Origin of the sequence: Exiguobacterium sp. R-17 (genome assembly GCF_049913315.1) — a bacterium.
Lineage (GTDB): Bacteria > Bacillota > Bacilli > Exiguobacteriales > Exiguobacteriaceae > Exiguobacterium_A.
The window spans coordinates 2770001-2782583 of record NZ_CP184372.1 but is presented as its reverse complement, the minus strand read 5'-3'; the positions used below and the strand labels follow the sequence as shown (position 1 = coordinate 2782583).

Below are 12583 nucleotides of genomic sequence, written 5' to 3'. Positions count from 1 at the left end.
GTTATTAAAACGTAATTATTCCGATTTGGACTTTTTCACTATAGCGGAACGTTTGAGAAGCGTCAAGTACGAATACCGAGACGTTCGACTTCTTTTAAAACGGGGTAAAAGGATAATAAAATGAAGGAATTGATACGTCTTTTGGAGGTGATCAAGTGAAACGTGAAACTGCATGGCTAATGGGGGGAGCTGCACTACTAACGACAGCAGCTGCGGGAGCAAGTATCTGGAACAATTACGGTGCATTACTTCGGTGGACTGAACCCGCCTTGCCAATCACAGAAAAACAACTCGCACCGCGGACACTCACTTACAAACAAGTGGGAGACCGTACCTTACAACTCGATCTCTATTATCCGCCGGGGGAAGGACCGTTCCCGGTCGCGATCTACGCGCACGGTGGCGCATTCGTTCGTGGAGAGCGCGAGGATATGTTCTGTTTTAGCCCGATCGTTGATCGCCTGCTTGAACTTGGGGTTGCTGTTTGTAGTATCGATTATCGTCTGTTTGAAGAAGGGAGTTATTTTCCGGATAATCTCGAAGATGTACGGGATACCTTATGCTTTTTGAACAAAGAAGCAGAAGATCTTCGCATTTTAAGAGGACGGATGATGGTATGGGGAGACTCAGCCGGAGCTGCACTCATGCTGACGACGGCACTTGCCCCATCTGCTTTCGTTGGTGAGCGCGATGAACGACACATGCCATTGATTAGTGGTGTCATTGCCTTATATCCACCGACGAATTTTTTATTGTTTACTTTCATTCAGACCTGGATCGCTCACATTAAGTTTTATAAAGGTGGACGGGAAGAATGGCGCAAGCTCATGACTCACGTTTCACCTGTGACGCATCTCTCGTCAGACGCCCCACCGATCATGCTCCTGCATGGCAAAAAAGATCCAATCGTTCCGTTTTCCCAAGCTCTTCACTTCGTTGAAAAAGGAGCCGATGTCGGAGCTGATGTCCGTTTGTTTTCTTTTCCGAACGGTACCCACTCACTTGCTAGTTTTGCACAGACAGAAAATCCATTGAAAATTGAACGACTGCTCGAACGAATTGAACGCTTCACTTGTCAGGTGTTGTTATTGCCACCGCGACAACTTCCCGATGAAAAACATGATACAATCAGTCATATTTCTTGAATGAAGGAGACAGAGACATGACTGAAATTTGTTTAGTGCGACATGGTCAGACGGATTGGAACTTAAATGAACGAATCCAAGGAAGAGAAGATATCCCGTTGAATGCAACAGGAAAAAGACAAGCGGAACTCAGCGCCGCTTATCTAGCCAATGAAAAGTGGGATGTCTTGCTAGCAAGCCCGTTGTCTCGCGCTGTTGAGACAGCAGAAATCATCGGACGTGCGGTCAGATTGACGATCACAGCGACCGATGACCGACTCGTCGAACGTGAATTTGGTGCTGCTTCCGGTGAACCGGTTGCGTCGATTTATGAAGCTGTTCAAGCGAACGATACGAAACGTGTTCCGGGTCTTGAAACGGAACAAGCGATTCAGGATCGCGTATTCGAAGCATTACAGGAAGTGACACGAACGTATGAGGGGAAACGAATCTTAATCGTCTGTCACTCGCATACGATCAAAGCAGCCTTATCGTCGATTGATGAGACATTCAGTTACCGGACACCTTTGAAAAATGCATGTGCGAATTATATCCAATATACGGACCACTATACGATTGATCGAATCAATGTAGCGGATCACATCACGGACGAAGTCGAAAAACCTTAAGAAATCGGTGTTTCTGGATGTTCTGCTAGATACTGTTTAAATGTTTCTTTAGCGATACTCGTGATATGTGCACCGCGTTTTGAACGACGATCCTTGTATTCTTGGACGAGTTCCTCGCCAGCGAATCCATCTTCGACGACTTCACGTAAGATCGATTCGGATAAATCATTCTTCATCATGACCATCTTACCGGTGAAGACATAGGAGACGTGTTCGCTTAAGGCAGTCCGTTCAAGAGGCGTGACGATCATCGCGGCAGGGTCATTATCGGGTCGTGAGATCGTGATTTCAATCAAAGCACGTAAATGTTTTGTGAACAATTCATCGACGATCGGCTGATCGCTCGAAGGAACGACGATTTCCGCGACCCATTGTGCCGTCTGTTCGGTACTGACCGTTAATCCGTCCTGAATGGCGACGGGAATCGTCGTATCACGTCCTGATTCGTCCATTAAAATGCGTAATGTGCATAATTTAAAGGTTTTCATGAAAAAATGCCCTCCCTTGATCGCTTACGATTTTTCTACAGTATACCGTGAGGAATGTGGGACGGGAAACTTTTCCTGACGAAATTCGTGTGAACTATGTTTAAATAAGACTAGATATTACTAACAGGAGGATCGTTCATTATGCCGCAAGTACTCATTGGAATATTAGGAATCCTGGGTATTGTCCTACTTGCCCACCATATCATTATGTATTGGCATGCTGAACCGACAGACCGCCCGACGCTTGCATATCGCATTGCGCTCCTGATTGCCTGTTTGCTACTCATTAGTGGAAGTGATCATTTAATCAGTATTTTTTACGCGGATTCCTTAGCAGAATTCGGTCAACGCATAACGTATATCGTCTTCATCGGAGGTGCGCTTGGTTTCGCATGGTACTTTCGTAAGAAGATGGAACAAGCGCCAACAGAAATGACACCTGTCGGAAACGAAGCAGGATTAACATGAGAAAAGCGCCGTTCATCCTGAGGAGGAAGAACGGCGCTTTTTTGTGCGTCTTATTTTAAACCACTCGCGAGTCGTGTTTCCCGAATCATGTCGAGTTTGAGTTTCCAGAGACGGTCACTGAATGTGACGGCATAAATCTCTGGCAAACGGAGACGTTTGTACTCCTCCCAAAGACGACCGATCTGCGTTTCATGGAAGTGACGGATCTCTTCGATCGTTGGAACTGTATAGATTAGCTCTCCATCTTTGAAGATCGGTTCAAGCAAACGTTCGACCTTGAACTGCTCCACACGGTTACGGAACGATGGGTCCCGGACGTCAATGAGATCGACGGCTTCAAGTGTCGATGGATCCTCATCCATCAACGTCACGTAATCCCCTTTAAACTTATCCGTCACCGGATCGATGATTCGATAGACTTCCTTGATGTGTGGTGTCGTCGTCTTGGCTTTTGAAGAGGACACTTTGATGACAGGTGTGAGTTCGCCGTCTACTTCACGTGCGACCAGTTTATAGACCATTCCGAGAGCGGGTTGCTCGTAAGCTGTAATACCACGTGTTCCGACGAGGAACGTATTCGCTTGGGCGCCTTGGATGCGCAAATCTTGGATGACGTACTCATCGAGATCCCCTGACAAGACGATGTCGACTTCTGGGAAGCCGGCTTCGTCAAGCATGTTACGAGCACGTTTTGACAAATAAGATAAGTCACCAGAATCGATCCGGATTCCGCGCAGTTTATGTCCTTTGGCTTGGAGTTCCTTTGCGACCGTGATGGCATTCGGCAGACCACTCTTGAGTGTGTCATACGTATCGACGAGTAACGTCGATTGATCCGGATAGTGAGAAGCAAATGTCCGGAATGCTGTTAGTTCATCATCATGGAATTGAATGTCGGCATGTTCCATCGTTCCGCCACATGGGATTCCGAAATCGCGTCCTGCTGAAGCAAGACTTGTGACGTCAAAACCAGCGAGGTACGAAGCACGCGTTCCGAAGTAAGCAGCATCGATGCCTTGCGCACGTCGGGCACCGGCTTCAAGAAACTTCGCACGGGGTGCCGATTGACGAATGCGTGCGTATTTCGTCGCGATGAGTGATTCATGGTTCGCGATGTTCAAAATCGCGGTCTGTAAGAGTTTCGCTTCAAAAATTCGTGCCTCGATTCGAATCAATGGTTCGTTCGGGAAGACGATCTCACCTTCTTTGACACTGGAAATCGAACCGTTGAACTTGAATTGACGCAGTTCATCCTTGAATTCATCTGGGAAGCCGATCATCTCTTGCAAATACGTGATGTCTTCTTCCGTGAAACGGAGTGTTTGAATGTACTCGATGATGTTCTCAAGACCCGCAAAGACGACATACCCTCCTGCAAACGGATTCGAACGGTAGTAGACATCGAAGACGGCACGTTCATTGTGACGTCCTTCTTTCCAGTAGATATACATCCACCGTGGTAAGTATAGATCGGTATGGAGTGCAAGATTACGTTGTAACATAACGGACAAATCCCTTCTTATTCGCCGACGACTTCTGCGCCGATCGATTGTTTAAAGTGTGTAAGCGCCCAGTCGTGACCCGTCGCGTTAAAGCTTGCGACCGCATCGGCATGGACGACGATATGATATCCGAGATTGTAGGCATCAACAGCTGTATGAAGGACACAGATGTCCGTACAGACGCCAACGAGGTGGACTTCGCGGATACCACGTTCACGCAAGCGTAAATCAAGGTCCGTCCCGGCGAACGCACTGTAACGCGTCTTATCAATGATGTGATCAGCGACACGTGCCATGGCTGCGACTTTCCCAAACAAATCACGTCCATGTGTTCCGCGAATATTATGCGGCGGGAAAAGGACAGTTTCCGGATGGAACGTATCACCTTCCTCATGAATATCGTTGGCAATGACGACGTAGTCCTCTGTTGAAAATTCCTCCATCAATGTAGCGATCCGGTCTTCAATCGCCTGTCCTGGTTTTCCACAAGTCAGCTTCCCTTCGTCAGCAACGAAGTCGATCGTGTAATCAATGACAATCAGAGCGCGCATGTGCGTGAGCCCCTTTCGGTTTTGAATTAGTGTTCTCTTTCACATTGTACTCTATCTCACATAGAAGGCGAAAGGAAGAAATCGGATACAAACAGGTATAGAGAAGTAATAGAATGGGGTATAAAGTATAGGACGAAAATGATAGTAGAGGAGGAGAAAGGGATGGCTAGGTTGAATGAGTATGAAGTGGAAGAGCATCTTGAACGATTGCAGGATTGGAGTATCGTCGATGATGAAATCGTCCGAACGTATACACTTCCATCGTTTCCTGCTGCACTGGATTTCGTACAGGAAGTCGGGAGTATCGCCGAAAACTTGAATCATCATCCACGGATCGTGATTGACTATAAAAACGTCACACTTGCGGCGACGACTCATGATGAAAACGGATTGACGGAAAAAGACTTTCAACTTGCGGAGGCCTGTGATGCCATCTAAACTTTCAATCACATTCGGTAGCGGTTCGTTTGTTGAAAAAATTCGTTCTCGGGACGCTCACATTCGTGTTGCTAGCGGAAGCGGTGACGCTATCCTCTGGATAGAGACGGACTCGAAATCACCTTTTCAAAGTGGCAATACCTACACGTTGCTCGAATCACGTGGAAATTTTTCGGATGAAGGCAGTCTCTTCTACTGGTCGATTCCGGCAGATCAAAATAGCGGAGATTTATTCGTACATCAAGTGATGTCGAATCCAAAAGTCATTGGAGCAGAATATGGTGGCTTCCAGGCTTTTCGGATTGGACGTGTCGAGAAGGGGACGGATCTCGTCTTATTGATTCAGTTCCATGAGACAAGCGACGGGGCTCGTTATGCAAAATCAGTTGAACGTCTCACGGTAGACCAGTATGCTGAAGAGGCAGGGAAGTCGTTCGCGCCTTCTCCCGTCATGAAACGGTATCAAATCGTACCACCAACAAATGAGTGAGATGCAGGGGGACTAACAGATGAAGAAGAACTATTTTGTCGTAGCAACACTTGGTGGCGCACTTGTCGGCGCTACTTTATCACTACTGCATAAAGATACGCGTCAAGCGCAGTTCACGGCAGTGAAACGAACATTCAGTGGCGCAGGAACACAATTGTCTGCTGTCAAACAAGATCCGAAAGGACGCTTTGAGGAATTAAAAGCACTTTATACGGATAATCAGGAGACGATCCATAACTTGATTGATGATGTGAAGGACTTGGCAGAAGTTCTACGCAAATAATCAAAAAAAGGACTTACGCATGTAGCGTAGTCCTTTTTTTGTATGCTGGTTTACAGGTAACGGAAGAATAATCCGAGTACAGCAAAGGCGATGATGACATAGAAGAAGATACGACCCAACTGCCCAGAACCGCTTACGAAGACAGGACCACCACTTGTCCGACGACCCGTTTGGAACGGACGTGTGAATGGCACGGCGCGGTTGCCGAAGACGAATCCGAAAAGGAATCCGAGGACGAAACCGTACAAGTGACCGAAGACAGCGACGTTCGATCCAAGTAACGTAAAGACTGCCGTGACTGCAGTGAAGATATACACAAGCCGTGTATCGTCTGCCATGATGACCGTTCGTTTGAAACGACTCAAGTAGACATAAAAACCAAGCAGACCAAGAATGGCACCGGATGCTCCGGCTTGTCCATAGAACGGTTCATTGATTTTCGTGAAGTACGTCAAGACGTTCGCAAGCGTACCGACGAGCAAGTAAAAAATAGCGAATCGAGTATGCCCGATCATCCGCTCGAGAGGCGGTGCGAAAATGACGAGAGCAAACGTATTGAACGCAATATGCCAAAAATCATAATGCAAGAACGTGGCCGTGACGACACGCCACCATTCACCTTGCCCGATTAAGAGATTAATTGCTGCGCCTGCACTTAAGGGAGAGAACGTCAGATTAAGGAGTCCACCTAACTGTTCGATGACAAACAGGGCGACTTGGATTAAAATGAACAACGAAACGACCGGATAAGAACGTGTGAACGTTTGTAGATTTTCCGTTCGACTAAACATGACAACACCTCGCTTCATCTTCATTCTATATGAAGATGGCGAAGAATAGAACTGTGGAGGCGTCTCGGATGATTTATGGAATTGGGATCGATTTAGTCGAACTAAATCGAATCGAGCAAACGCTCGAGCGACAGCCACGTTTTGCAGGGAGAATTTTGACGCAGGCAGAACAGGAACGATTTCAATCGCTTTCAGGACACCGGCAAATTGAGTACCTGGCAGGTCGCTTCGCCGCAAAGGAAGCGTTCGTTAAAGCATTTGGAACCGGTGTCGGAAAAGAGGTTTCCTGGCAGGACGTCGAAGTTTTAAACGATGAGACCGGACGACCGATCATGAGCGGACCATTCGATGGCGTCATCCATGTCTCGATTACACATTCAGAGCACTACGCGTCTGCGCAAGTCTTATTAGAGAAGAGGGATTAGGATGTATCGACCAACTTGGATTGAAATCGATCGGGAAGCTATCGCACACAATATACGCGAAATTAAAACACGAATGGGCGAGCAACAGGTGATGGCAGTCGTCAAGGCAGACGGATATGGTCACGGTGCAGTGACAGTCGCTGAGATTGCCCTTGAAAATGGAGCTGACTTACTCGCTGTTGCGCTCCTTGAAGAAGCGATTGAGTTGCGAGAAGCGGGTATCCGAGCGCCAATTTTGATGCTTGAAGCTTTACTGCCGGAGCATGCGCCAGTCGCTTCGAATTACGATGTCGCTGTTCCTGTCTTTTCAGCCGATTGGCTCCAAGAAGCGAAACGGCATCTGACGGAAATCGATCATCTGCGTTTGCATATCAAGGTCGATACCGGGATGGGGCGACTCGGACTGCAGCATGTCGATGAGTTGAAGCATATTTTGGTTGAGTGTAATGATGATCTTGTCGAACTCGAAGGCATCTATACGCATTTCGCAACCGCTGACGAGCTGAACAGTCGATTGTTCGAACGTCAGCTCGAGACATTTTTATCCTATGTCGCGCTAGTACCGGACATTCGTTACGTACATTGTGCTAATTCAGCGGCAGCGATTCGCTTAGCGGGACAAGCGCCGTTTAACGTCGTTCGGGTCGGTATCGCGTTATATGGGGCGATGCCGTCGGATGAGATGGCAGGACATTATGAATTTTTAAAACCAGCGTTTTCACTGAAAAGTCGTCTGATGCAGGTCAAACAAGTCGAACCGGGTCAGACAATCAGTTACGGAGCGACTTATACGGCACCGACAGATGAATGGATCGGTACCGTTCCGATTGGTTATGCAGATGGCTGGTCACGCAAGTTTCAGGGCTATTCACTGATTGTAGACGGTCTACCGTGCGAAATCGTCGGTCGTGTCTGTATGGATCGCTTGATGATTCGTTTACCGCGAGAATATCCGATTGGAACGGAAGTCATCTTGATTGGAGAAGGGGCACCAATCGAGGAAGCGGCCCATTGGCTCGGGACGATCAACTATGAAGTTCTCTGTCAATTCTCGAAACGTGTTCCGCGTCAGTGATTCGAATAAGACATCAATAAGATGGCAAAAATATGTTATTTGTTTGAATTTTGATTGTATTTTCTGAATTCGACTGATATATTGAAGTAGAAAGTGAGTCGTTCGTTAAGGTTTCAGTGAATCTGGAGGTGCCATTATCTTGGTCCAACAACGGGAAATGCAGTTTGTTGAGCGAAATGTAGCGAAGGAGACGATTGGGATGAAGTCGAATCATACGACCGAAGAACGCAAGCGTCAGCTACGTGAGGAATTGAAGCGTGGTTACGAAGAAATGGCAGCAATCAATTTATCGATCGTAGGCGAAATGTTCCAGATTGAAACGGAGGCGGAGTTCTCACTCCTACGTCAAGTAAGCGGGGTGTAAGCTTTGATAGTCAAACGTGGCGACGTGTTTTATGCAAATTTGTCACCTGTGGTCGGATCGGAACAAGGGGGAGTTCGTCCCGTGCTTGTTCTACAAAATGATATTGGTAACCGATTCAGCCCGACAGTCATCGTGGCTGCGATCACGGCACAGATCGACAAAGCCAAACTACCGACCCATGTGGAAGTATATCGAGAGCGACACGGATTAGAACGTGATTCGGTCATCTTACTTGAGCAAATCCGTACAATTGATAAACGCCGTCTAACGGATAAAGTCACACATCTAGATCCGGACACGATGATGAAAGTAAATAGTGCCGTCGCAATCAGCTTAGGCTTGGTTGATTTTTAGGCACTTACATAGAAGCGCAACACAAGAAGAGTCGATACTAGCGTATACGACTTTTTTTGACCTCTTTTTTTAAAAATGGGTTTCAAAGTTTTCTTTACGGGGAAACATACCCAAGTGACCTTTTTATAAAGGGAAGAGGTAAGATGAATAGCAAGACCACATAGACAGATTTTCCTTGAGGAGGAACTTGAAGATGGATTTAACAATTAAAACAGAGCAGCTTGACGGTCAGACGCATCTTTATATCGCAGGTGAGATTGATACGTATACGGCACCAAAGCTTCGCCAAGAATTAGTCCCAGCAGTCGAAACGAATGATGTCATCGTGCACTTGGATGAAGTTCATTATATGGATTCAACAGGTCTCGGTGTTTTTGTCGGTGCGCTCAAAGCAGCGAAAAAGAACGGTACGTCGTTCACGCTCGTTGGCGTCTCTGAACGTATCCGTCGTCTATTCGAGATCACAGGTCTTTCAAGCATCATTACAATTGATAGTGGTGTACGAGGTGGAACGCAATGAAGAACGAACAACTGAACATGACATTACCGGCAAAACCGGAATATGTAGCCATCGCTCGTTTGACGGTTTCAGGCGTCGCGAACCGAATGGGGTATACGTACGATGACATCGAAGATATCAAAATCGCTGTCTCAGAAGCATGTGCGAACGCTGTTCAACATGCGTACGAAGGAAAAGAAGATGGTAGTATCGCCTTGACTTGCAACGTCTATCCAGATGATCGTCTTGAGATCATCGTTAAAGATAACGGCATTACGTTCGATAAAGATGAGGTTAAACGCCAAAGTGAGCCGATTACGGACGCACACGATCTCGATTCCTTGCATGAAGGAGGACTTGGTATCTTGATGATCGAAGCATTGATGGATCAAGTAACGATCGAGAAAGCGAACGGCGTCACTGTCCATATGACAAAATATATGAATAGAGATGAGGTGGGTCAAAGTGCCAGCAAAGTCTCAACAACGCCATCACAGTGATGATGAAGTACTTCGACTGATTGATTTGTATCAGCAGGACGACCAAGATGAGGAAGTGCATGCGGCATTACTCGAGCGTTATTCAGACTTGGTAGAAGCTTTGGCCCGAAAGTTTTCGCGTGGTCGACCGATTCATGACGATCTCGTTCAGGTCGGTATGATTGGGTTACTCGCGGCGCTTCGTCGATTCGATAAGGAGTTTGGTCGCAGTTTTGAATCGTTTGCTGTTCCGACGATCATCGGAGAAATCAAACGTTTCATCCGCGATAAGACATGGAGCGTCCACGTTCCACGTCGCATTAAGGAACTCGGTCCGAAAATTAAGAAGGCAGTCGAGGAATTGACGACGGAGCTACAACGCTCTCCGCGCATCGATGAGATTGCTGCTCGCCTTGAAGTATCAGAAGAGGAAGTCCTTGAAACACTCGAGATGGGTAAGAGTTATCAAGCTCTCTCCGTCGATAGCTCGATTGAGGCAGATCAGGAAGGTAGTACCGTTACCTTGCTCGACCTCGTTGGTAATCAAGAGAATGGCTATGACTCTGTCGATCAGCGTCTGATTCTTGAAAAGGCATTTGCTGTCTTGACGGACCGCGAGCGTTCTATCCTCGAATGTGCCTATTATCGCAATATGAGTCAAAAAGAAACGGGAGAACTACTCGGCATTTCACAAATGCATGTGTCCCGTCTCCAACGACGTGCTTTGCAGAAGTTACGTGAAGCGATTAAAGTTGAACCAAATGAAGTATTCTCAAAAGACTGACCTCGTGTCAGTCTTTTTTCTTTTCCATGCATTCTTCGGTATAATGAATGAGAGGTGAAGCAGATGGAAAAGAGAATCGCAAGTGAATTGAATGTACGTCCTGCTCAAGTGAAGGCAGTCTTACAATTGACGGAAGAAGGCGGTACGATTCCGTTCATCGCCCGCTACCGGAAAGAACAGACAGGAGAACTCGATGAGGTCGCGATTAAAGCGATCCTCGATCGACATAAACAATTAACACAACTTGAAAGTAGACGAAGTGACGTCCTTGAAAAAATCGAGGAACAAGGTGTACTAACGCCGGAACTCCGTCGAACGCTTGAAGAAGCGACGACCTTACAACAAGTGGAAGATATTTACTTACCGTTTCGACCAAAACGTCGGACGAAGGCGGAAATTGCACGGGAAGCAGGGCTTGCGCCACTTGCTGACTGGTTACGCGACAAGTCTGCCTATGATGAAGCGACATTTCAGCGTTTGAGCGGTACACTCGATTCGGAAGAAGCACTTGCCGGAGCTCAATCAATCATCGCTGAGGAGTGGGGCGAACAAGCGACGGTGCGTGAGTTCATACGCAAGCAAATACGTCGTTCAGCAGAAATCGTCACGAAACAGAAAAAGGACGCAGTCGATGAAAAAGGTGTCTTTGCACAGTACTATGCTTACAACGAACGGATTCAACAGATTGTTCCGCACCGGATTCTTGCGATCAACCGTGCTGAGTCGTTGAAAATCGTCTCGGTGAAGGTCGTATTAGAGGAACAGCAGGTTTTACCAACGTTACTTCGTTCATATGCACAACTGGCGCCAAAGAAACGTGACATCGTCGAAGCGGCAATCACAACGGGGTATAAAAAATCCGTTTTTCCTGCTATCGAACGAGAAATTCGGAACGAACTGACTGAGAAAGCAGAACTTCAGGCGATTGACGTCTTCGGTAAGAACCTCCGTCAACTCTACATGCAGCCACCGATGAAAGGGAAAGTCATGCTTGGTCTTGATCCGGCTTATCGGACGGGGTGTAAGTGGGCGGTCATTGATCCGACGGGTGAGATGAAGGAAGTCGGTGTCATCTACGTGACGATGTCAGAGCAAAAAGCGAAAGAAGCGCGCCAAACCCTTTCAAAGCTCGTCGACACGTATGGTATTGAATTGATTGCGATTGGCAATGGGACGGCTTCGCGGGAAACAGAAGCATTCGTTGCGGATTGGATGAAGGGGCAGAAAGATATTGCCTTTACGATCGTCGACGAGGCAGGGGCAAGTATTTATTCCGCTTCAGAGATTGCCCGAACGGAGTTTCCGGAGCTTCAAGTCGAACAACGATCCGCAATTTCGATCGCACGTCGCTTGCAGGATCCACTGGCAGAACTCGTCAAAGTCGATCCGCAATCTGTTGGTGTCGGTCAATATCAACATGATGTCTCGCAAACGAAATTGAAGGAGACGCTTGATTTTGTCGTCGAAACGGTCGTCAACCAGGTCGGAGTTGATGTCAATACAGCGTCAGAACCGCTTTTGAGTTACGTCGCAGGAATCACGAAAGCGACGGCGAAAAAAATCGTCGAACGTCGCTCAGAACTTGGAACGTTCAAGACGCGTCAGGAATTATTAAATGTCCCTCGTCTTGGGGCAAAAGCTTATGAACAGGCAGCTGGATTCCTCCGGATCTTAGATGGAACGCATCCGCTCGACCGGACGCCAATCCATCCGGAGCAGTACAAAACAGTCGAAAGGTTATTCAAGACACTAGGTTTAACGCTCGATCAAGTCGGAACGGATGCACTCCGGGAACAATTGTCCACATTGGCATTACCGGAGATGGCACAGACGCTCGAG

The 12583-nt window shown here is 47.2% G+C and carries 18 protein-coding genes (1 of these 18 only partly in view); 14 read left to right on the top strand and 4 right to left on the bottom strand.

Translation table 11 applies throughout. The features are described 5' to 3' along the window. The first annotated feature begins 155 nt into the window (after nucleotides 1–155). Entirely contained in the window at nucleotides 156–1145 is a 990-nt protein-coding gene (locus tag ACN9MT_RS14625; protein ID WP_426272483.1) for an alpha/beta hydrolase, read from the top strand. Nucleotides 1146–1162: 17 nt separating this feature from the next. Further along, nucleotides 1163–1753: a histidine phosphatase family protein gene (locus ACN9MT_RS14620; RefSeq protein ID WP_329471070.1), complete on the top strand. Its 591-nt coding sequence runs from the start codon at nucleotides 1163–1165 to the stop codon at nucleotides 1751–1753. Here the strand turns inward: ACN9MT_RS14620 and ACN9MT_RS14615 are convergent. Continuing rightward, complete coding sequence (locus ACN9MT_RS14615; RefSeq protein ID WP_035412187.1) at nucleotides 1750–2241, bottom strand: YwpF family protein; 492 nt, start codon at nucleotides 2239–2241, stop codon at nucleotides 1750–1752. The genes ACN9MT_RS14620 and ACN9MT_RS14615 overlap by 4 nt on opposite strands. A 141-nt stretch (nucleotides 2242–2382) precedes the next feature. Between ACN9MT_RS14615 and ACN9MT_RS14610 the strand changes: the two genes are divergently transcribed. Continuing rightward, nucleotides 2383–2709, top strand: a complete 327-nt coding sequence (locus tag ACN9MT_RS14610) for a hypothetical protein (protein WP_029342848.1) — start codon at nucleotides 2383–2385, stop codon at nucleotides 2707–2709. A gap of 50 nt (nucleotides 2710–2759) precedes the next feature. Here ACN9MT_RS14610 and ACN9MT_RS14605 read toward each other — a convergent pair whose 3' ends face one another. Next, nucleotides 2760–4211, bottom strand: coding sequence for a nicotinate phosphoribosyltransferase (locus ACN9MT_RS14605; protein WP_035412190.1), 1452 nt, complete (start codon nucleotides 4209–4211; stop codon nucleotides 2760–2762). A gap of 17 nt (nucleotides 4212–4228) precedes the next feature. Next, entirely contained in the window at nucleotides 4229–4762 is a 534-nt protein-coding gene (locus ACN9MT_RS14600; RefSeq protein WP_035412192.1) for a cysteine hydrolase family protein, read from the bottom strand. Nucleotides 4763–4924: 162 nt separating this feature from the next. On the opposite strand from ACN9MT_RS14600, the gene ACN9MT_RS14595 reads away from it, so the two are divergent. Genes ACN9MT_RS14595 through ACN9MT_RS14585 form a run of 3 tightly spaced genes read left to right on the top strand, consistent with a single transcriptional unit; the run spans nucleotide 4925 to nucleotide 5973 of the window. Next, on the top strand, nucleotides 4925–5200 hold the full coding sequence (locus ACN9MT_RS14595) for a 4a-hydroxytetrahydrobiopterin dehydratase (protein ID WP_426272482.1): 276 nt from the start codon (nucleotides 4925–4927) through the stop codon (nucleotides 5198–5200). Next, nucleotides 5190–5690 carry a hypothetical protein gene (locus tag ACN9MT_RS14590; RefSeq protein ID WP_426272481.1) on the top strand — a complete coding sequence of 167 codons (501 nt, stop codon included), beginning with the start codon at nucleotides 5190–5192 and terminating at the stop codon, nucleotides 5688–5690. The genes ACN9MT_RS14595 and ACN9MT_RS14590 overlap by 11 nt, the downstream gene beginning before the upstream one ends. Before the next feature lie 19 nt (nucleotides 5691–5709). Then, on the top strand, nucleotides 5710–5973 hold the full coding sequence (locus ACN9MT_RS14585; RefSeq protein WP_035412200.1) for a hypothetical protein: 264 nt from the start codon (nucleotides 5710–5712) through the stop codon (nucleotides 5971–5973). 50 nt (nucleotides 5974–6023) lie between these two features. Here ACN9MT_RS14585 and ACN9MT_RS14580 read toward each other — a convergent pair whose 3' ends face one another. Next, entirely contained in the window at nucleotides 6024–6764 is a 741-nt protein-coding gene (locus ACN9MT_RS14580) for a rhomboid family intramembrane serine protease (protein ID WP_426272480.1), read from the bottom strand. A gap of 68 nt (nucleotides 6765–6832) precedes the next feature. Between ACN9MT_RS14580 and acpS the strand changes: the two genes are divergently transcribed. The 8 genes from acpS to ACN9MT_RS14540 all read left to right on the top strand — a co-directional run. Further along, complete coding sequence (gene acpS / locus ACN9MT_RS14575; protein WP_035412205.1) at nucleotides 6833–7189, top strand: holo-ACP synthase; 357 nt, start codon at nucleotides 6833–6835, stop codon at nucleotides 7187–7189. A 1-nt stretch (nucleotide 7190) separates the two neighbouring features. Continuing rightward, nucleotides 7191–8264, top strand: coding sequence for an alanine racemase (gene alr, locus ACN9MT_RS14570; RefSeq protein WP_035412208.1), 1074 nt, complete (start codon nucleotides 7191–7193; stop codon nucleotides 8262–8264). Between the two features lie 139 nt (nucleotides 8265–8403). Further along, nucleotides 8404–8628, top strand: a complete 225-nt coding sequence (locus tag ACN9MT_RS14565; protein WP_023469624.1) for a hypothetical protein — start codon at nucleotides 8404–8406, stop codon at nucleotides 8626–8628. Between the two features lie 3 nt (nucleotides 8629–8631). Continuing rightward, entirely contained in the window at nucleotides 8632–8982 is a 351-nt protein-coding gene (locus tag ACN9MT_RS14560) for a type II toxin-antitoxin system PemK/MazF family toxin (RefSeq protein WP_023469623.1), read from the top strand. A gap of 193 nt (nucleotides 8983–9175) precedes the next feature. After that, a complete protein-coding gene (locus ACN9MT_RS14555) occupies nucleotides 9176–9502 on the top strand; it encodes an STAS domain-containing protein (protein ID WP_029342841.1) in 327 nt (108 codons plus the stop codon). Next, nucleotides 9499–9981 carry an anti-sigma B factor RsbW gene (rsbW, locus tag ACN9MT_RS14550; protein WP_035412210.1) on the top strand — a complete coding sequence of 161 codons (483 nt, stop codon included), beginning with the start codon at nucleotides 9499–9501 and terminating at the stop codon, nucleotides 9979–9981. Before ACN9MT_RS14555 ends, rsbW begins: the two co-directional genes overlap by 4 nt. Next, nucleotides 9947–10744: an RNA polymerase sigma factor SigB gene (gene sigB / locus ACN9MT_RS14545; RefSeq protein WP_023469620.1), complete on the top strand. Its 798-nt coding sequence runs from the start codon at nucleotides 9947–9949 to the stop codon at nucleotides 10742–10744. Before rsbW ends, sigB begins: the two co-directional genes overlap by 35 nt. A 63-nt stretch (nucleotides 10745–10807) precedes the next feature. Then, nucleotides 10808–12583, top strand: partial view of a Tex family protein gene (locus ACN9MT_RS14540; protein ID WP_426272479.1) — the 5' portion only. The gene runs 345 nt beyond the window's last position; only the first 1776 of its 2121 coding nucleotides appear in the window; the start codon lies at nucleotides 10808–10810; its stop codon lies off the right edge, out of view.

Bases quoted from the DNA above. Each gene is read 5' to 3' on its own strand.
- ACN9MT_RS14580 (WP_426272480.1), bottom strand. From the start codon at position 6,764: ATGTTTAGTCGAACGGAAAATCTACAAACGTTCACACGTTCTTATCCG.
- ACN9MT_RS14555 (WP_029342841.1), top strand. From the start codon at position 9,176: ATGGATTTAACAATTAAAACAGAGCAGCTTGACGGTCAGACGCATCTT.
- ACN9MT_RS14610 (WP_029342848.1), top strand. From the start codon at position 2,383: ATGCCGCAAGTACTCATTGGAATATTAGGAATCCTGGGTATTGTCCTA.
- ACN9MT_RS14590 (WP_426272481.1), top strand. From the start codon at position 5,190: ATGCCATCTAAACTTTCAATCACATTCGGTAGCGGTTCGTTTGTTGAA.
- ACN9MT_RS14605 (WP_035412190.1), bottom strand. From the start codon at position 4,211: ATGTTACAACGTAATCTTGCACTCCATACCGATCTATACTTACCACGG.
- ACN9MT_RS14620 (WP_329471070.1), top strand. From the start codon at position 1,163: ATGACTGAAATTTGTTTAGTGCGACATGGTCAGACGGATTGGAACTTA.
- ACN9MT_RS14615 (WP_035412187.1), bottom strand. From the start codon at position 2,241: ATGAAAACCTTTAAATTATGCACATTACGCATTTTAATGGACGAATCA.
- ACN9MT_RS14585 (WP_035412200.1), top strand. From the start codon at position 5,710: ATGAAGAAGAACTATTTTGTCGTAGCAACACTTGGTGGCGCACTTGTC.
- alr (WP_035412208.1), top strand. From the start codon at position 7,191: ATGTATCGACCAACTTGGATTGAAATCGATCGGGAAGCTATCGCACAC.
- acpS (WP_035412205.1), top strand. From the start codon at position 6,833: ATGATTTATGGAATTGGGATCGATTTAGTCGAACTAAATCGAATCGAG.
- rsbW (WP_035412210.1), top strand. From the start codon at position 9,499: ATGAAGAACGAACAACTGAACATGACATTACCGGCAAAACCGGAATAT.
- ACN9MT_RS14595 (WP_426272482.1), top strand. From the start codon at position 4,925: ATGGCTAGGTTGAATGAGTATGAAGTGGAAGAGCATCTTGAACGATTG.
- ACN9MT_RS14600 (WP_035412192.1), bottom strand. From the start codon at position 4,762: ATGCGCGCTCTGATTGTCATTGATTACACGATCGACTTCGTTGCTGAC.